18 protein-coding genes are annotated in these 17937 nt (G+C 74.1%); 4 read left to right on the forward strand and 14 right to left on the reverse strand.

Annotated elements, in window-relative coordinates; translation table 11 throughout:
- Positions 1-166: 166 nt before the first annotated feature.
- Complete coding sequence (locus tag AB0D45_RS11040; RefSeq protein WP_362457139.1) at positions 167-1798, reverse strand: amidohydrolase; 1632 nt, start codon at positions 1796-1798, stop codon at positions 167-169.
- A gap of 172 nt (positions 1799-1970) precedes the next feature.
- Entirely contained in the window at positions 1971-2411 is a 441-nt protein-coding gene (locus AB0D45_RS11045) for an Lrp/AsnC family transcriptional regulator (protein ID WP_030011705.1), read from the reverse strand.
- Positions 2412-2628: 217 nt separating this feature from the next.
- On the opposite strand from AB0D45_RS11045, the gene AB0D45_RS11050 reads away from it, so the two are divergent.
- The gene (locus tag AB0D45_RS11050) at positions 2629-3078 is read left to right on the forward strand and encodes a hypothetical protein (protein WP_361603345.1); all 450 of its coding nucleotides are present in this window, start codon (positions 2629-2631) and stop codon (positions 3076-3078) included.
- 28 nt (positions 3079-3106) lie between these two features.
- On the opposite strand, the gene AB0D45_RS11055 is transcribed toward AB0D45_RS11050, so the two are convergent.
- The gene (locus tag AB0D45_RS11055; protein ID WP_362457142.1) at positions 3107-4198 is read right to left on the reverse strand and encodes a phosphotransferase family protein; all 1092 of its coding nucleotides are present in this window, start codon (positions 4196-4198) and stop codon (positions 3107-3109) included.
- A 28-nt stretch (positions 4199-4226) separates the two neighbouring features.
- Positions 4227-5300, reverse strand: a complete 1074-nt coding sequence (locus AB0D45_RS11060) for a hypothetical protein (protein ID WP_362457241.1) — start codon at positions 5298-5300, stop codon at positions 4227-4229.
- A 319-nt stretch (positions 5301-5619) separates the two neighbouring features.
- On the opposite strand from AB0D45_RS11060, the gene AB0D45_RS11065 reads away from it, so the two are divergent.
- Positions 5620-5886 carry a hypothetical protein gene (locus AB0D45_RS11065; RefSeq protein WP_362457144.1) on the forward strand — a complete coding sequence of 89 codons (267 nt, stop codon included), beginning with the start codon at positions 5620-5622 and terminating at the stop codon, positions 5884-5886.
- Between the two features lie 60 nt (positions 5887-5946).
- Here the strand turns inward: AB0D45_RS11065 and AB0D45_RS11070 are convergent, their stop codons facing one another.
- The 4 genes from AB0D45_RS11070 to AB0D45_RS11085 form a co-directional block, all read right to left on the reverse strand.
- Complete coding sequence (locus tag AB0D45_RS11070; RefSeq protein ID WP_362457147.1) at positions 5947-7119, reverse strand: acyl-CoA dehydrogenase family protein; 1173 nt, start codon at positions 7117-7119, stop codon at positions 5947-5949.
- A gap of 456 nt (positions 7120-7575) precedes the next feature.
- Positions 7576-7728, reverse strand: coding sequence for an SCO1431 family membrane protein (locus AB0D45_RS11075; protein ID WP_361603357.1), 153 nt, complete (start codon positions 7726-7728; stop codon positions 7576-7578).
- A 138-nt stretch (positions 7729-7866) separates the two neighbouring features.
- Complete coding sequence (locus AB0D45_RS11080; RefSeq protein WP_361603360.1) at positions 7867-8328, reverse strand: SPW repeat protein; 462 nt, start codon at positions 8326-8328, stop codon at positions 7867-7869.
- A gap of 119 nt (positions 8329-8447) precedes the next feature.
- The gene (locus AB0D45_RS11085; RefSeq protein WP_362457150.1) at positions 8448-9869 is read right to left on the reverse strand and encodes a peptidase C39 family protein; all 1422 of its coding nucleotides are present in this window, start codon (positions 9867-9869) and stop codon (positions 8448-8450) included.
- Between the two features lie 120 nt (positions 9870-9989).
- Between AB0D45_RS11085 and AB0D45_RS11090 the strand changes: the two genes are divergently transcribed.
- Complete coding sequence (locus AB0D45_RS11090) at positions 9990-10625, forward strand: hypothetical protein (RefSeq protein ID WP_362457153.1); 636 nt, start codon at positions 9990-9992, stop codon at positions 10623-10625.
- A gap of 378 nt (positions 10626-11003) precedes the next feature.
- Positions 11004-12920: an AAA family ATPase gene (locus AB0D45_RS11095; protein WP_362457156.1), complete on the forward strand. Its 1917-nt coding sequence runs from the start codon at positions 11004-11006 to the stop codon at positions 12918-12920.
- Positions 12921-12954: 34 nt separating this feature from the next.
- On the opposite strand, the gene AB0D45_RS11100 is transcribed toward AB0D45_RS11095, so the two are convergent.
- The 6 genes from AB0D45_RS11100 to ribH form a co-directional block, all read right to left on the reverse strand.
- Positions 12955-13998 (reverse strand): hemolysin family protein, encoded by a 1044-nt coding sequence (locus AB0D45_RS11100; RefSeq protein ID WP_362457159.1) that lies wholly within the window; start codon positions 13996-13998, stop codon positions 12955-12957.
- Positions 13995-15362 (reverse strand): hemolysin family protein, encoded by a 1368-nt coding sequence (locus tag AB0D45_RS11105; RefSeq protein ID WP_362457162.1) that lies wholly within the window; start codon positions 15360-15362, stop codon positions 13995-13997. The genes AB0D45_RS11100 and AB0D45_RS11105 overlap by 4 nt, the downstream gene beginning before the upstream one ends.
- A 199-nt stretch (positions 15363-15561) precedes the next feature.
- Positions 15562-16026: a PH domain-containing protein gene (locus tag AB0D45_RS11110; protein ID WP_362457165.1), complete on the reverse strand. Its 465-nt coding sequence runs from the start codon at positions 16024-16026 to the stop codon at positions 15562-15564.
- Between the two features lie 111 nt (positions 16027-16137).
- Positions 16138-16986, reverse strand: a complete 849-nt coding sequence (hisG, locus tag AB0D45_RS11115; protein WP_361603378.1) for an ATP phosphoribosyltransferase — start codon at positions 16984-16986, stop codon at positions 16138-16140.
- Positions 16987-17056: 70 nt separating this feature from the next.
- The gene (locus tag AB0D45_RS11120; protein ID WP_361603381.1) at positions 17057-17338 is read right to left on the reverse strand and encodes a phosphoribosyl-ATP diphosphatase; all 282 of its coding nucleotides are present in this window, start codon (positions 17336-17338) and stop codon (positions 17057-17059) included.
- Between the two features lie 58 nt (positions 17339-17396).
- Positions 17397-17882 carry a 6,7-dimethyl-8-ribityllumazine synthase gene (gene ribH, locus AB0D45_RS11125; protein WP_361603384.1) on the reverse strand — a complete coding sequence of 162 codons (486 nt, stop codon included), beginning with the start codon at positions 17880-17882 and terminating at the stop codon, positions 17397-17399.
- Positions 17883-17937: the final 55 nt, after the last annotated feature.

Raw genomic sequence — 17937 nt, forward strand, 5'->3', positions numbered from 1 at the left:
CTCCCCCCCGCTCGCGCCGGGGGGTGCCCCCACCGGCGAAACCTTCCCTCGCCCCCGAGGCGCGGGCGCGCTGAGCGGACGGAACCGTCCGGTGGGGACGTCCGGTGGTGGACCCGGCCGAACCTATCCGGGTCGGGCCGCCCGTACCGAACCGAGGCCCGGTGGATCACCCCTGTGGGCGTACGAATACCTCCCGGCCGCCGACCACCGTCGCCAGGCACACCGGCAGGGGGCCGCCCGGGCTCAGGTCGGGCAGGCCGGGCGTGCCGGAGCGGGGGTCGGTGGACCAGCGGGCGACCCGGTCGTCCGGGGCCTGGACCACCAGTTCGCCGGTCTGCCAGACCGCGTAGTCGGCCGGGGCGCCGGGGACGAGGACACCCGCGTCGTCGCGGCCCAGCGCCCGCCAGCCGCCGCGGGTGTGGGCGGCGAAGGCGGCCCGTACGGAGATCCGGTGGGCGGGGGTGCGGTGGAAGGCGGCGGCCCGCACCGTGCCCCAGGGGTCGAGCGGGGTGACGGGTGCGTCGGAGCCGAAGGCGAGCGGGACCCCGGCCTTGAGCATGGCGGCGTACGGGTTGAGGGTGCGGGCCCGCTCCACGCCGAGCCGGTCCGCGTACATCCCCTCGTCCCCGCCCCAGGCGGCGTCGAAGGCGGGCTGGACGGAGGCGGTGAGGCCGAGCTCCGCGAAGGCGGCGATGGTGGCGGGGGTCATCATCTCGGCGTGTTCGACGCGGTGCCGGGCCGCCCGCACCCGGGCGAGGCCCACCTTCTCGGCGGCCGCCCGCACGCCCTCGGTCACCGCTTCGACGGCCGCGTCCCCGATGGCGTGGAACCCGGCCTGGAGGCCGGCGTCGGTGCAGGCGGCCACGTGCTCGGCGACCTCCCGGGCGTCCAGGTAGCCCGTCCCGGTGTGCGGGGCGTCGGCGTACGGGGCGTGCAGGCAGGCGGTGTGCGAGCCCAGCGCGCCGTCGACGAAGAGGTCGCCCGCGGCGCCGGCGGCGCCGAGCTCCCGCGCCAGGTCGAGGTCCCGGTCGGCCCAGTAGCCGAAGACGCGCGGGCCGGGGCGTCCGGCGGCCAGGGCCAGCAGGCCGGCGAAGTCCTCGGCGGAGGAGATGTCGGGCCCGCCGCACTCGTGCACGGAGCCGATGCCGAGGGAGGCCGCCCGGTCCAGGGCCGCGCGCTGCGCCTCGGCGCGCTGGGCGGGGGTGACGGCGGCCAGCGCGGCCCGGCGCACGGCGTGGTGGTCGTCGCGGGTCAGCGGCTCGTCGCCGTGCGGGTGGACTCCGGAGACGAGGTCCAGCAGGGCGGTGGTGACCACGGCCGAGTGCACGTCGATCCGGCTCAGGTACAACGGGCGGCCCCCCGCCGCCTCGTCGAGCTCCGCGCGGCGCGGTGCACGGCGCTCGGGCCACACGGAGGCGTCCCAGCCGTGCCCGAGGAGCACCCGGTCGGCGGGCCGCCGGGCGGCGTACGCCCGTACGAGGTCGAGGGCCTCGGCGAGCGAGCCGGCGCCGGTCAGGTCGAGGCCGGTGAGGGCGAGGCCCGCGGAGGTCATGTGGACGTGGGCGTCGGTGAAAGCGGGGGTGACGAGCGCCCCGCCGAGGTCGACGACCTCGTCCACGCCCTGCGCGAAGGCGTCGGCGGCGCCCTCGGAGCCGACCCAGGCGACGCGGCCGCGTTCGACGACCATCGCGGTGGCGAAGGGGTCGGCGGGGCTGTGCACCTCGCCTCCGCGCAGGAGGACGGTGCGGGTGGGGGCGGGGGCTCCGGCGGCGTCGGCGGAGGGGGTGCGGTCGCTCATGGGGACCAGTCTCGCCCCTGCGCCGGCCGCGGGTTCCCCCGGGTGGCGCGGGTGTCGGGCGGGGGCTGCGGGGTGCCGCCGCGCGGGGCCGGTCCCCTGCCCGCCCTTCGGCTGTTCGCCGGGGCTCCGCCCCGGACCCCGCGCCTCGAACGCCGACGGGGCCGGAGTCCGACTAGACGCGCGGTGGGCGGGCCTCGTAGGGGGTGGAGAGGACCACGGTGGTGCGGGTGGAGACGTGCGCCAGGGCGCGCAGGCGGCCCAGGAGGTCCTCGAGTTCCAGGGGGGTGGCCACGCGGACCTTGAGGATGTAGTTCTCGTCGCCGGCCACGCTGTGGCACGCCTCGATCTCGGGCACGCCCGCCAGCCGGTCCGCGATGTCGTCCGGCGCGCTCGGGTCGAACGGCTTGACCGAGATGAAGGCGGTCAGCGGCAGGCCCACCGCCTCGGGGTCCACGACGGCCGCGTAGCCGCGGATCACTCCGCGCTGCTCCAGCCGGCGTACTCGCTGGTGGACCGCGGACGTGGACAGTCCGGTGGCCTTGCCCAGATCCGTGTAGCTCATCCGCCCGTCCCGCACGAGCAGATCAACGATCTGGCGGTCCAACTCCTCCATTGCGCTCATAGCCGCACAACCTATTGCCCCGAGCGGCTCCAGGCACAGCGGTGTCCACGCAGAAGTGGCACCTGCGGCGGGCATGTGACCAAAGCCACAGGCTTGTACGGGCGTACATCCCGCTCTTGTGGTTACTCGTGCCGCGTGGCGGGAAGTGCTTGGTGTGGCCGTGGCCGAAGAACCTGCCCGCCCGGCCCACCCAAGGGGGAGTACATCCATGCTGAACACCAAGCGCGCCGGTCGCACCGAACCGGAGCCCCTGGAATCCGTCGAGGCCGGCTATGCGGACGACGGGGAGTACCTCGAACCCGGCGACGCCGAGGACTTCGAGGTCCGCCACGCGGTCTGCCCGGACTGCGGGCAGTCGATCGCCCTCGTCGCCGACGAGGAGCACCTGCCGCAGCACGCGCTGTGCCTCACCCCGTGGAACCCGTTCGGGCTCACGGTGTGCGCGGGCACCGGCCGCCCGGTCGCGGACGCGCTGCCGACGCTGGGTGCGCTCCTGCCGGAGCAGCAGGAGCTGGAGCCCGTCGTGCACCTGAGCCTGCCGCAGGGGCTGGACTGGCGGACGCAGCCGTTCTCGCACGTCGGCGGCCCGGGCTCGCGTCCCGTACGGCCGGAGGCGGCCCCGCTGCCGCGCAAGAGCCAGCACGCGCAGGCCGCCTGATCCGCCACCGGGTCCGCCGGTCCGCTTCCTACCAGTAGGCGCCCTGCACCATGTCGGCCAGGCTGGCATGGTGCAGGATCAGCCCGTCGGGGTCGGCGGGGACCTCCACCTCCCCGAAATGGGCCTGCCGGTAGGCGATGCGCAGCATCACGATCCCGTGCCGCAGGGCGGCGTACAGGGTGTGGAACTCCATGTCGCGCGGGGTGTGCCCGGTGAGTTCGGCGTACCGGCGCTCCAGGTCCTCGCGGCGCAGGAAGTCCGGCAGGCCGGCCTGGCCGAAGCCGACGGTGAGGTCCTGGAAGAAGCGGTGCAGGTAGACCGTCCAGCCGAGGTCCACCTCGCGCGGGGCGCAGGCCGCCATCTCCCAGTCGAGGACCGCCACCGGCCGGAAGCCGTCGTAGACGACGTTGCCGATGCGGGCGTCCCCCCAGTTGAGGACCGGCTCGCCCTCGTCGGCCGGCCAGAGTTCCTCCAGCCGGTCGAAGGCCCGCTCCAGCAGGGGCGAGCGCGCCAGGCCGGACACCACCCACGCGTAGTAGGCGCGCTGCGCGTCGACGTGGCGGCGCAGCGGGCTGCCCTCGCCCGCCGGGAGGAGGAACTCGGCCTCCTTGGCGGGGAACTGGTCGTGCAGCCGGGCGAGGAGGGAGATGCTCGCCTCCTGGAGTGCGGCGCGCTCGGCGTCGGTGGCGGAGTGCAGCCAGTTCCCCTCGTACGTGTAGGGCATGACGTCGGGCGGTACGCGGCCCTCGGCGCGGGCCATCACGAAGAACGGCGCTCCCAGCGGGGCCGGGTCCTCCTCCAGCCACAGCACCCGCGGGACGGGCAGGTCGGTGTGCTCGGCGACCAGGCTCATCACGCGGTGCTGGCGGGGCATGTCGTAGGAGGGGAAGACGGTGTAGGCGGCCGGGTCGGCGGCCAGGCGCAGGGCGCAGGCGCGGACGGGGGCGTCGGGGTGTTCGATGTCGAAGAGCAGGGTCTCGCTGGACATGCCGTTGGAGCCGGGGACGGATGTGTTCGCGACCTTCGCGCCGGGGAGGCGGCCGTCGAGCCAGGCCGCGAGGCGGCGGCCGAGTTCCTCCGGTTCGCGGGTGGAGGTGCGGGGACGTGGTGCCGTGGCCATGCGGGACCGTTCCTCTCTCGGGGCGGGGTCAGGGCGCGACGGAGGCGTAGTCGGCGAAGCCGCTGGGGTCGTGGCGGCCGAAGCTGCCGTGCTCGAAGATGCCGAAGCCGGTCTGTCCGTCGAGGGTGAAGCGGGCCGAGTGGTCGGTGACGCCGAAGGCGGCCATGGGGTGGGCGGCCGGGTCGGAGAGGTCGTAGGCGCGGCGGTCGGTCCAGCCCCGGCCCTGCCAGGTGCCGTGCTGCCAGTCGGCGGCGGGCGGGTAGCCGGCGCCGACGGCGAGCGGGGAGGAGTTCAGGATCCGCACGCCGAGTTCGAGGGGCTTGCGGGAGGGGTCGGTGAGGTGGACGACCGCGCTCTCGGGGTGGCGGCTCCCGGACCGGTAGTGGATCTCGGCCTGCGGCCAGCCGAGCTGGACGTCGTGGCGGCCGCTGTCCTCGGGGAACACCTGGACCGCCTCGTTGAGGGTGCGGTGGCCGTCGGCGTCCTCCTGGGCGATGACCATCAGGAAGCGGTCCTCGAAGCGGACGGGGATCCAGAGCCAGTGGAAGCCCTCGGGCCGGTGCTCCTCGGCGGCCCGGCCGCCGTCCTCGCCGGGTATGGGGCGCACCCCCCAGCTGCGGTCGCGGGTGCCGGTCCACTCCCCCGGCGTGAGGGTGAGCTCCTCGCCCCGGGCCCGGACGGTGCCGGTGACGTTGCCGGCCTGGACGAAGCGGCGGCCTTCGAGCATGAGGCGGTCGCCGCGGCGCTGGATGTGGTGGGGCTCCCAGACGGCGGGGAACTCGGCGGTCCAGGTGACGTCGTAGGAGAGGCCGTGCGGGTCCGCCGGGTCGGGGTCGCAGCGCAGGGTGAGCCGCTTGAGCGGCTGGTCGACGGTGATCGAGAGGGGGCCGACCGAGAGGTTCATCCGGTCGTCGGTGAGGGCGTCGGAGGCGCGGACGGCGAGGAGCTCGTCGCCCAGGCGCAAGGTCGCGTACGCGTCGATGACGCCGGCGTTGGGGTAGACGCCGAGCCCGAGGATGAGGACGGCGCGGCCGGCGTGGTCGAAGACGTGGAAGATGCAGCGGTCGTAGGCGTTGCGGTCCCCGCTGACGTGGTGCTTCATCGACAGCGGGGCCTGGTGGACGGGGTACTCGTCGAGGGCGACGGGGCGGTCCGCGGGCACGGCAAACCTCCGGGGGGCGCAGGGCGGGCAGGGCTGCTGAGCGGATATGACGGTACGTCAGATATCCCGCTCGCGGCCAGAGCCCTGGCACACCCTGACAGCACGGCACTCCCGGCCACTCCCGGCCGGGCCGCTCCCCGGAGTGCGCCGCCCCGGGCCGCGGCACCGGGCGCGCGCCCCCGCGCGCGTGGGACGGCTCGAACGGATGGGCGCGGGCGGGGAGGGGTTACCCGTGCGTCGGGTCCTGCGTTGGCGGTGCATGACCACCCTCGAAACGCCTTCGGCGAGAGCGGGGCGCAGGCGGCGCCCCACCCCGCCGGGTTACGAAGAATCGGTTCAGCAGGCGGTCCGGGAGCCGGGCCCGCAGCACGGCAGGCCGCGGCACCCGGACCCGCCGATCTACGGCGACCTGCTGGCCCGGTGGGCCGCCGACGGCCGGACACTGCCGGGGCGGCGCGACCCGGAGTGGTCCCGGATCGCCTCGTCGCCGATCTGGCCGAGCGGCCCGCTCTACAACAGCCCGTGACCCCGGCCCGGCGGGCGGACGCCGCGGGGCGCACGCCGGGGGCCGGGTCCGGGGGCGGTGTCAGCGGGTCTCGGGGCCGGCCAGGTGGCGGGCGATGACCATGCGCTGGATCTGGTTGGTGCCCTCCACGATCTGGAGCACCTTCGCCTCGCGCATCAGCCGCTCCACGGGGAAGTCCGCGGTGTAGCCGTAGCCGCCGAGGATCTGCACCGCGTCGGTGGTGACGGCCATGGCCGCGTCCGTGCAGAAGAGCTTGGCCATCGCCGCCTGCCGGGAGAAGGGCTTGCCCGCGTCGCGCAGCCGCGCGGCCGCGAGGTAGAGCGCCCGCCCCGCCTCGATCTTGGTGGCCATGTCGGCCAGCATGAAGCGCAGCCCCTGGAAGTCCGCGATCGGGTGCCCGAACTGCTGGCGGCCGAGCGCGTAGGCGAGGGCCTCGTCCAGGGCGGCCTGGGCCACGCCGATGGCGCAGGCGGCGATCCCGAGCCGGCCGGCGTCGAGGGCGGCCAGGGCGATGGTGAAGCCCTGCCCCTCCTCGCCGATCCGCCGGGTGTCGGGCACGCGGACGCCGTCGAAGTGCAGCTGGGCGGTGGGCGAGCCCTTCATGCCCATCTTCTTCTCGGGAACGGCCGCGGTCAGGCCGGGGGCGTCGCCGGGCACGAGGAAGGCCGTGATGCCCTTGGCGCCCGGGGCTCCGGTGCGGGCGAGGACGGTGTAGAAGTCGGCGACCCCGCCGTGGGTGATCCAGGCCTTCGTGCCGGTGATCAGCCAGTCGTCGCCGTCGCGCACCGCCTTCGTGGTGAGCGAGGCGGCGTCCGAGCCGGCGGCCGGCTCGGAGAGGCAGTACGCGCCGAGGAGGCCGCCGCCGAGCATGCCCGGCAGGTGGGCGGCCTTCTGCTCCTTGGTGCCGTAGCCGGCGAGGCCGTGGCAGGCGAGGGAGTGCACGCTGACGCCGAGGCCGACGGTCAGGCGGGCGGCCGCGAGCTCCTCCAGCACCTGCAGGTAGACCTCGTACGGCTGGTCGCCGCCGCCGAACTCACCGCCGTACGGAAGCCCGAGCAGCCCCGACTCGGACAGGAGGGTGAAGACCTCGCGGGGGAACCGGCCGGTCTCCTCCTCGTCGGCGGCGTGCGGGCGGATCTCCCGCTGGGCGATCTCGCGTACGAGCGCGAGGAGGTCCCGGGACTCCTCGGTGGGCAGCTGACGGTCCACCGGCTGCGGGGCGCGGTCTGTCATGGCGGCGCTCTCCTCCCTCGTTCGGGCACGGCGGCGACGCGTGAGGTGTGGGACGCGCCGCCGGGTCTCGGTCTCGCACAGCCGATGCTGCCCTCCCGGGTCGCGGGAGGGCTCGAACAGCGGCTGCGGCGGCTTGAGTATGCCCGATCAGGCGCTTTACGTCACCGGTACATGATTGTCATGATCATCCGGGCCCCTCGCGGGTGCCTCGCGGGCTCCTCGGGGACCGCTGGAGGAGCCGGACAGTCCGGGACGAACGCCTCGGTGACGCGGAGCCCTCCCCTGGGTGCGGGCGACGAGCCGCTCGGCGACGCCCGAAGGGCGGGCGATGTCGCCCGCGGAGGGGGCGTCGTACGGAGTGCCTGCGGGCAACGGGCGGCCGCTTGCTGCGCGTTAGGCCCTATGAGCCCGCACATCGCCTCGTGATCCCGGCCGGAAGCCGGTCCGGGACCGGGGCTACAGCCAGCCGACCTGGGTGACGAACATGGCCACGACGACCACCAGGGTCCAGCCGAGTACGTGCTCCAGCCAGGCGGAGTCCTCCTGGGGGCCACCGGTCCCGACGAGACGGCGGGCGCGGGCGGTGAGGGCGGCGGTGTGTGCGGTCATGCCGTCCAATGTGCCAGCGTAAGAGGCTTTCGCGGTATATGAGGAGGGTCACTGGTGGCGCAGCTCACGCCGCCGGGCCCCGGCGGCCTCCGATGGTGCGGAGGCGCGGCCGGGGCCCGGCGGAGGATGCCCTCCCGGTCAGGGCGTCGTGGTGCGCTGGTGCGCCGCGCGCTGGTGCGCCGAGCGCTGCCGCCCGCCCATGGCGACCATGGCCAGGCCGAGGCACAGGGCGACGATTCCGGTGATGACGTTGCTGACGATGCTGCGGGTCGTGTCCATCTCACCGGCGATGACCCAGGGGGCCACGATGGTCCAGGCGCCGATCGCGACCGCCGTCCAGGCCATCGCGTGGGTGCGCTCGTACGCCGAGCCCAGCCCGCTCATGCACAGGCAGAAGGCCAGACCGGCGATGAGGTTGTTGATGGCCAGCGGGCCCAGCACGCTGAACCCGGCTATCCAGGGCGAAGCCGCCAGATACAGGCCCGTGATCAGGGCCAGCGCCTCGACGGCCTGCGCGGCGGGAGTGGTCGTCACCCTCTCGAACCGAGTCCGCATTTCGGCAAGGTCCGGGTGGTGTTCGATGCTCGAATGGGTGGTCATGGTGGGCTGCCTCCTAGCGAAGCCTTACATGCCCTTTATGCCCATATTCAGCCCGTTAAGCCATTCGGTTCAGCGGGCTTTTCCGCAGGGCCCCGCCACCCGTCCCCAGGGCGCCCCGCTCACAGCACCCCGACCTCCCGCAGGGCCGTGACCTGCGCCGCGTCCGGCCGGGCCGGGACGTACAGGTAGCAGACGCCGCCGCTGCCCGAGACCGTCTTCCCGGCGGCGTCGTGCCGCTTGGTGCGCAGCCACACGTTCTCCCACTGCCGGCGGGCGTAGACGCGCCGTACGGAGTCGTTGTCCGCCGAGTTCGGGTCGTTGGCGATCACGTCTCCGGCGGCGGTGAAGCCGATGACCGTCATCAGGTGGCCCGCGGTGCCGTAGCCGGCCCCGGTGAGCTCGTGCGCCAGGAAGGACTGCGAGGTGATGGCCGGAATGCCGGCCCGGACCAGGGTCTCCAGATCGGCGAGGGAGGTCAGCCGGGTGACCACGCCGGCGAGGTCCCGGTAGGTGGCCGCGTAGGCGGCGTTGAAGGGCCAGTTCCCGCAGCCCTTGTACGCGGCGTCGTAGGTGGAGCGGGCCGCGTGGCAGACCTGCGGGTCGGAGTAGCCGGGGCGGACCCAGCCGAGGGACGCGGCGCTGGGCTTGCGGCCCCAGTACTCGATGACCATCTGGGAGGAGGTGGGGCTGCACCAGGCCTCCCCGCCGTTGTCGTACTCCGGGTACCGGCCGGCGTGGACCTCCTGCGAGTAGCGCGGGACCCGCAGCTCGTGGGCCCGGCCCGAGGGGGCGCAGGCCGGGACGGTGAACCGGTCCGGGACGGCGGAGGACATCGCCCCGGCCAGCCAGACGACGGGTCCGGCGGCGGTGCCGGGCTTGCGGTGGAGGGTCAGGCGCAGCTGCCAGCCGGAGATGCGCAGGCCCGCGGCCGCGGCCGGGGCGTCCACCGCCAGGGTGTCCGTCCACACGGTGGTGCGGCCGTCGGTCTGGCCGTCCACGGAGGTGCGGCGGATGTCGCCGTCCCCGGCGGCCCAGCGGCCCATCACGTACCAGGGGCCGCGCGAACCGTCGGTGTAGGCGGGGCGCAGCTCGGTCTGGATCCAGGTGCCGGCCGGGGTGCGGGCGTTCCAGGAGGCGACGGCCTCGGTGGCGGGGACCGTGGAACGGTGCAGCGGGGAGGTCCAGGTGGCGTACTCCCAGGTGGACGTCCGGGCCGTGTGGGGGTCGGTGTACTGGGTGCGGCCGGCCGGGGTCGCGATCCGCAGGCCCGGGCGGGCGCCGTCGGCGGCGGCGGTGCCGCGGTGGGTGCCGGCCTGCCAGTGGCCGTACGCGTACCAGAACCGGTTGTCGACCGTCGGGGCCGGGGCCCCGCCGCCGTCGGGGACGTGTACCGGTTCCGGCTGGGGGGGCTGCCCTGCGGTTTCCCCTGGGGCGGCGGCGGGGGCGGAGACGGCCGAGGCGCGGCCGCCGGGGACGGTCGCCGCGGTGGCGGCGGCCAGGGCTACGGCCAGCAGGGCCCTGCGTGGCGTGGGTGCGGTCATCGCGTGTCCCCCGGGGGTCGGTCTGGTGGTCCGGCTGCTCCACCCTTCCAGTTCCCGGCCGCGCGGCGGCGGAAGCCCGGGGCACGTGTCGGCGGGTCGCGCGGCCCGTACTCTGACCGGGTGGAGCCACAGCAGTCACTCGAGTCGCTCGCGCGGGAGCTCGCCGCCCTGCCGCCCTCGCTCGGCCCGGTCCGGGTGATCGGCGTCGACGGGCACGCCGGCTCGGGCAAGAGCACCTTCGCCGAGCGGCTCGCCGCGGCCCTCGGGGGCGCGCCCGTGCTGCACCTGGACGACGTGGCCACCCACGAGGAGCTCTTCGGCTGGCCGGGACGGGTGCGGGCGCAGGTGCTGGAGCCGCTCGCCGCCGGCCGGGCCGCGCGCTGGGCTCCGTACGACTGGGTGGAGCGCCGCTTCGGCCCGGAGCGGGTGCTGGAGCCCGCGCCGGTGCTGATCGTCGAGGGCGTGGGCGCCGGACGGCGGGAGCTGCGCCCCCATCTGGCGCGGCTGCTGTGGATGGAGACCCCCCGCGAGACGTCGTGGGGACGCGGGCGGAACCGGGACGGGCGCGAACTGTCCGGCTTCTGGGACGGATGGGAGCGCGCGGAACTCGCGCACTTCTCGGATGATCCTTCACGCCCCTTCGCGGACACCTTGGTGCATCAGAGCGGTACGGGATACGAGTGGACTTCCGGGGCTTCTGTGACCCCGGGAACGACCCCTTCGGTCACCGGGCGTCACGGACTCCCCCAGGCCTGAGCGGCCGCGCGCAGACGGCCCCGCAGGGCTTCCCCGACCCGCTTGACCCGGGCCGGGGAACCGCCGTACGTTCTGAATGCGCGGCCTGCGAAGGCCGCTGCGGACGCGGAGCCCCCGATTGTTCCCCCGTGATCGGGGGCTTCGTTCTGCCCCGGCGGGGCTTCCGGAGGGGGCCGCGCACAGCGCTCCGCCCGCCCGCCCTCACCCTGAGTGACCACGCACCGGGGGCGGCCGGCCCCGACCCGTGCCCGCCGCACCCTGGGTAAGGTGCGTCACCGCAGGTACGATGCAGCCCTGATTTCATCGGCGGGGTCGGACAACTCGCGTGCGCTAAGCGGAGTTTGCCGCGCACCACGGGGCATGCTTGTGGGGGATGTGATGGACTTCGGCATGCCGGGCAGCGCACACGCTCCGGCCGAACTCGCCTGGCTCCGCGGGGTCGACGCCTGCACGATGGGCGCCTACCCGCAGGCCGAGGAGGAGTTCCGCACGGCCGTCGGGCTCGATCCCGCCATGGCCGACGGCTGGCTGGGGCTGCACGCCCTGCGGGTGGACACCACCAACGCGTTATTGCGCATGTACGCGCACCGGGACCGCTTCGGCGAGCAGCGCGCCCGGCACCGGCGGACGCTCAACTCCTGGTACTGGCTGGGCTGGTGGGTGCAGCCGGTGCTGGAGAGCCGGCGGGACCTGCTGCTCGCCCACGCCTCCCACTGGCTGGACGGGCGGCACGTCCCCGAACTGGACCAGGCCCTCGCCGCGCTGCCGCCGGTGGACACCGATCCCCAGGTGCGGTTCCTGCACGCCTGCCGCGCCTATCTGGTCAAGGACTGGGAGCAGCTCGTACGGCACACCGAGCCGCTGCTCCTCGACCCGCTGCTCGGGATCGAGGCGGGGCTCTTCGGCGGGATGGCCCGGGTCCGGCTGGAGATGTACGGGCAGGCCGAGCCGATGCTGTCGGCGGCGCTGATGCGGTGCCGCAGTGAGCAGCCGCAGCGCAAGGAGCTGCGGTACTGGCTGGCGCGGGCCCGCGAGGGCACCGGGCGCAGCGCGGCGGCGCTGCCGCTGTACCGGGCGGTGCACCGGGTGGACCCGGCGTTCATGGACACCGCGGCCCGGCTGACGGCCATCGAGGACAGCACCGACCCCGACGATATGGCCGGTATGGCCGACGCCTTCGGGTACGGAGGTTACGGCGGCCAGCTCAGCGAGGGCTTGGCCGGGCACTACGCGGCGGTCGCCCTGGGCGGCGGGGGCGGCGGGCCGGGCGGCGGCCCGGTCCAGGACATCGCGCCGGACGGGCAGGTGGACCCCGACCCGCCGACCCCCGGGGAACCGACGGGCACGGACCGGCGCGAGGGCGTACGGCACCGGCTGCCGGTGCCCCCGCAGGGTGCTCCGGGCGGGCTGCCGGCCGGGCCCGCCGATCCGGCGCTGCTCGCCGAGGCGCTGGCGGAGCTGGAGCGGATGGTGGGGCTGGAGCCGGTGAAACGGCAGGTGAAGGCCCTGTCGGCGCAGCTGCACATGGCCCGGCTGCGGGCCGCCCAGGGGCTTCCGGTGCAGCCCCCGAAGCGGCACTTCGTCTTCTCCGGGCCGTCGGGGACGGGCAAGACCACGGTGGCCCGGATCCTGGGGCGGGTCTTCTACGCGCTGGGGCTGCTGGGCGGGGACCACCTGGTGGAGGCGCAGCGGGCCGACCTGGTCGGCGAGTTCCTCGGGCAGACCGCCGTCAAGGCCAACGAGCTGATCGACTCCGCGATCGGCGGGGTGCTGTTCGTGGACGAGGCGTACAGCCTGTCCAACTCGGGTTACAGCAAGGGCGACGCCTACGGCGACGAGGCCCTCCAGGTGCTGCTGAAGCGAGCCGAGGACAACCGTGACCACCTGGTGGTCATCCTGGCGGGCTACCCGGCGGGGATGGACCGGCTGCTGGCCGCCAATCCCGGGCTGTCCTCGCGGTTCACGACCCGGGTCGACTTCCCGAGCTACCGGCCGGTGGAGCTGACGGCGATCGGCGGGGTCCTGGCCGAGGCGAACGGGGACTGCTGGGACGAGGAGGCGCGGGAGGAGCTGCGCAGCATCAGCGCACACGTGGTGGAGCAGGGCTGGATCGACGAGCTGGGCAACGGCCGTTTCCTGCGGACCCTGTACGAGAAGAGCTGCGCGTACCGGGACCTGCGGCTGGCCGGCTTCGCCGGCGAGCCGTCCCGGGAGGACCTGGCGACGCTCCGCCTGCCGGACCTGATGCAGGCGTACGGCGAGGTCCTCTCGGGCCGCGGCCCGAACCCCTCCTGACCGCGGCGCGTGCCGCGGCCGGGAGGGGGGTGCCTCAGAGGGCCCGGACGTAGGGGCGGTGCGACGGGTCGCGGACCTCGCCCACCAGCATCTCCAGGACGTCCTCCAGCGCCACCAGGCCCAGGATGCGGCCCGCGGGGTCGGCCACCTGGGCGAGGTGGGTGGCGTCGCGGCGCATCACGGTGAGGGCGTCGTCCAGCGGGAGGGTGGAGCACAGCGTGGTCATCCGGCGCCACACCCGCTGCGGAACGGCCCGTTCGCGGTCCTCCAGGTCGAGGACGTCCTTGACGTGGAGGTACCCCATGAAGGCCCCGGTCTCGGAGCGGACGGGGAAGCGGGAGTAGCCCGTGCGGACCGTCAGCTGCTCGATCTGCCGGGGCGTGACCGCGGGGCCCACCGTGACCAGGCGGTCCCGCCTGAGCAGGACGTCGGTGACCGGGCGGGTGCCCAGTTCCAGGGCGTCCTCCAGGCGTTCCTGCTCGACCGGTTCGAGGAGCCCGGCCTGCCGGGAGTCCTTGAGGAGCCGGCCGAGCTGCGCGCTGGTGTAGACGGCCTCGACCTCGTCCTTCGGTTCGACCTTGAACAGGCGCAGGACGAGGGCCGCGCACGCTCCGAGAGCGGCCGTGACCGGGCCGCAGACCCGGGCGAAGGCGACGAGGCCGGGGCTGAACCACAGGGCGGTCCGCTCCGGGGCGGCCATCGCGAGGTTCTTCGGCACCATCTCGCCGATGACCAGGTGCAGGAAGACGACCGCCGACAGGGCGACCACGTAGCCGAGGGGGTGGATCAGCCCCTCGGGCACGTGCGCGGCGTGGAAGACGGGCTCCAGCAGCCGGGCCACCGTGGGCTCGGCGACGGCTCCGAGGGTGAGGGAGCACATGGTGATGCCGAACTGGGCGGCGGCCATCATGCGCGGCAGGTTCTCCAGGCCGTACAGCACCTGGCGGGCCCGCGAGGAGGCGGCGGCCAGGGGCTCGACCTGGCTGCGCCGTACGGAGACGAGCGCGAACTCGGCTCCGACGAAGAAGCCGTTGGCCAGGACCAGGAGCAGGGCGAAGAGCAGTTGGAGGGCGTTCACCGGGCGGCGCCTTCCAGCTCGGAGGCCGGCCGGGCGCTCGAGGGGGCCGGTACCGCCGTGAGGCGGACCAGCCGCACCCGTTCGGCGCGGTTGCGCCGGACCTGGCGGACGGAGAGCTTCCAGCCGGGCAGCTCGGCGCGGTCCCCGGGGGCGGGGATCCGGCCGAGGAGGTCGGCCACGAGCCCGGCGACGGTCTCGTAGGGCCCCTCGGGCACTTCGAGGCCTATCCGGCGCAGGGTGTGGACGCGGCAGCTGCCGTCGGCCTCCCAGGAGGGCCGGCCGTCCTCCGCCGGTACGGCGGCCAGTTCGGGGCTGTCGTCCTCGGCGAGGTCGTGCTCGTCGCGGACCTCTCCGACGAGTTCCTCCACGATGTCCTCCAGGGTGACCACGCCGGCGGTGCCGCCGTACTCGTCGACGACCACGGCCATCGGCTGTTCGCTGCGCAGCCGCTCCAGCAGCGGCTGCACCGGCAGGGAGCCGGGCACCAGCAGCGGGGCGACGCAGATCCGGCCGACGGTGGTGCGGGCGCGTTCGGACTCGGGCACGGCGAGGGCGTCCTTGAGGTGGACGACGCCGGTGATCTCGTCGATGCGCTCGCGGTAGACCGGGAAGCGGGACAGGCCGGTGGCGCGGGTCAGGTTCAGCACGTCGGCCGCGGTGGCCGTGTGCTGGAGGGCGCTGACCTTCACGCGCGGGGTCATGACGTGCTGGGCGGTGAGATCGCCGAGCGACAGGGTCCGTACGAAGAGGTCGGCGGTGTCCTGTTCGAGCGCGCCGGCCTGGGCCGAATGGCGGACCAGCGAGACCAGCTCGCCCGGGGTGCGGGCGGAGGCCATCTCCTCGGCGGGCTCGACGCCGAGGGCCCGCACGAGGCGGTTCGCGACGGAGTTGAGGCCGGCGATGACGGGCCGGAAGGCCCGGGAGAAGACCTGCTGCGGGCCGGCCACGAAGCGGGCCACCTGGAGCGGCCGCGAGACCGCCCAGTTCTTCGGGACGAGCTCGCCGACGACCATCTGGACGGCGGAGGCGAGCAGCATGCCGATGAAGACGGCGACGCCGGAGACGGCGCCCGCGGGCATGCCGGTCGCGGCGAGCGGCCCCGACAGCAGGGCCGCGAGGGCCGGTTCGGCGAGCATGCCGACCACGAGGGAGGTGATGGTGATGCCGAGCTGGGTGCCGGAGAGCTGGAAGGACAGCTCCCGCAGGGCCTCGACCACCGTGCGGGCACGGCGGTCGCCTTCGGCGGCGGCGCGTTCGGCCTCGGGCTTCTCGACGGTGACGAGGCCGAACTCGGCGGCCACGAAGAAACCGTTGGCGAGGATGAGCACGAAGGCCGCCACGAGCAGCAGTAGCGGGATGGTCATGCCGCCGTCCTGATGGGGAGGGCGGCGCGGGTACTACCGGACGATCCGTCCATTGCTGGAGGGAGTCACTCCTCTGGTCGCAGGTGCCCACGGGCCACGGGGTCCCGGGGCGGGTGGGAGGGCGCACAGCTGCGCCCCGCCACCAGGGTAGTCATTGAGATCGCCGCCGCAATGGGACGCCGCGACGGGCTCGGCCGGGTCAGTGGCCGTCCGGGCCGGTTCCGCGGGTCTCGGCGAGGGCGCGCAGGGCGCGGGCGTCGCCGATGGCGCGGGCCTTGGCGATGCCGGGCTGGATGCCGAGGACCGGCAGGCTGGTGCCGTCGCTGAGGTCGAGGAACACCCACGGGTCGCCCGGGCGGAGGTTCACCCGCAGGATCTGCGCCCACTCCAGGCGGCGGGTGGTGGTGAGGTTCACCACGGTGACCCCGGCCTCGTCCGCCACCACCTTGGGGCGGCTGAGCAGGACGAGGACGGAGGTCAGCAGGACGGCGGTGAAGACGAAGCTGATCCGCTCGCCGGTGCTGAGGTTCTCCAGGAGCACCGCGATCGCCGTGATGGTGGCGAACATGGCGAGCCCGACGCCCAGCAGCACCGCCCGGGTCCGGGTCGGCCGGAAGGTGACCGGCAGGGCGGGCGGTGCGGGGTGGGCGGCGGACTCGCTCATGGTGCGCTGGGCCTTCTGGGTATGGCGTGACGGGAGGGACGGCGCGGGGGCCGGCGCCGGGGCCGGGTCCGGATCCGGGCAGGGCCCGGACCCGGCGGTGGCCTGGAGGGCCTAGAGGCGGCAGGCGTGGATCGAGGTGGTGAGGATCGCCCGCGCGCCGAGCTCGTACAGGTCGTCCATGATCCGCTGCGCCTCCTTGGCGGGGACCATCGCGCGGACCGCGACCCAGCCCTCGTTGTGCAGCGGGGAGATGGTCGGCGACTCCAGGCCCGGGGTGAGGGCGACGGCGCGCTCCAGGTGCTCGGCGCGGCAGTCGTAGTCCATCATCACGTAGCTGCGGGCCACCAGGACGCCCTGGAGGCGGCGCAGGAACTGCGCGACCTTGGGGTCGTCGTTGTCGGCGCCGGTGCGGCGGATGACGGTCGCCTCGGACTGGAGGATCGGCTCGCCGACGACCTCCAGGCCGGCGTTGCGCAGGCTGGTGCCGGTCTCGACGACGTCGGCGATGACCTGGGCGACGCCGAGCTCGATGGCGGTCTCGACGGCGCCGTCCAGGTGGACGACGGAGGCGTCGATGCCCTGGTCGGCGAGGTGCTTGGCGACGATCCCCTCGTAGGAGGTGGCGATCGTCATGCCGCCGAAGTCCTCCGGGCCCTTGGCGGTGCCGGGCTTGGTGGCGTAGCGGAAGGTGGAGCGGCCGAAGTTCAGCGGCAGGATCTCCTCGGCGTTGGCGCCGGAGTCCAGCAGCAGGTCGCGTCCGGTGATGCCGATGTCCAGCTTGCCCGAGGCGACGTAGATCGCGATGTCCTTCGGGCGGAGGTAGAAGAACTCGACCTCGTTGTCGGGGTCGACCGTGACGAGTTCCTTGGACTCCTTGCGCTGGCGGTAGCCGGCCTCATGGAGCATCGCCGACGCCGGTCCGGAGAGTGAACCCTTGTTGGGGACGGCGATGCGCAGCATGGGCTTCCTTTGGTGCGTAGAGAGCGAAAGGGGGTGGGCGGGGCGGCGGCCCCGGTGCGGGGGCTCCGGCCTAGAGGTGCGCGTAGACGTCGTCGAGCGAGATCCCGCGCGCGACCATCATCACCTGGACGTGGTACAGCAGCTGCGAGATCTCCTCGGCGGCGGCTTCCTTGCCCTCGTACTCGGCGGCCATCCAGACCTCGGCGGCCTCCTCGACGACCTTCTTGCCGATGGCATGGACGCCCTTGGCGACGAGCTCGGCGGTACGGGAGGTGCTGGGGTCGCCGTCGGCGGCCTTGAGCTGGAGCTCGGTGAAGAGTTCTTCGAAGCTCTTGGTGGGTTTGTTCGCCATGATTCCCTCAGGGTACGGGTTCGGCGCGCACCCCCGGTGCCGGGGTTCACTCCGTGGACTACCGCCAGGGTTCGCTGACGGTGCGCAGGGTCATGGCGGTGGAGACGGCGGCGGTGACCGCTTCGTGCCCCTTGTCCTCGTTCGACCCCTCAAGGCCGGCGCGGTCCAGCGCCTGCTCCTCGTTGTCGCAGGTCAGGACGCCGAAGCCGACGGGGACTCCGGTGTCGATCGACACCTGCACCAGGCCCTGGGTGACGCCCTGGCAGACGTAGTCGAAGTGCGGGGTGCCGCCGCGGATGACCACTCCGAGCGCGACGACGGCATCGTAGCCGCGGCCGGCCAGTACCTTCGCCACGACCGGCAGCTCGAAGCTGCCGGGGACGCGCAGCAGGGTCGGCTCGTCGATGCCCAGCTCGTGCAGGGCCCGCAGGGCGCCGTCGACCAGACCGTCCATGATCTTCTCGTGCCACTGGGCCGCGATGACGGCCACCCGGAGGTCTCCGCAGTTCTTCACGCTCAGTTCGGGTGCGCCCTTGCCGCTCACAGCTCTGCTCCTCGGTGTTTCGTTCCGCTGGGGTGTCTTGAAGGGGGTGGGTGTA

Source organism: Streptomyces sp. NPDC048352, assembly GCF_040651895.1.
Classification (GTDB): domain Bacteria; phylum Actinomycetota; class Actinomycetes; order Streptomycetales; family Streptomycetaceae; genus Streptomyces.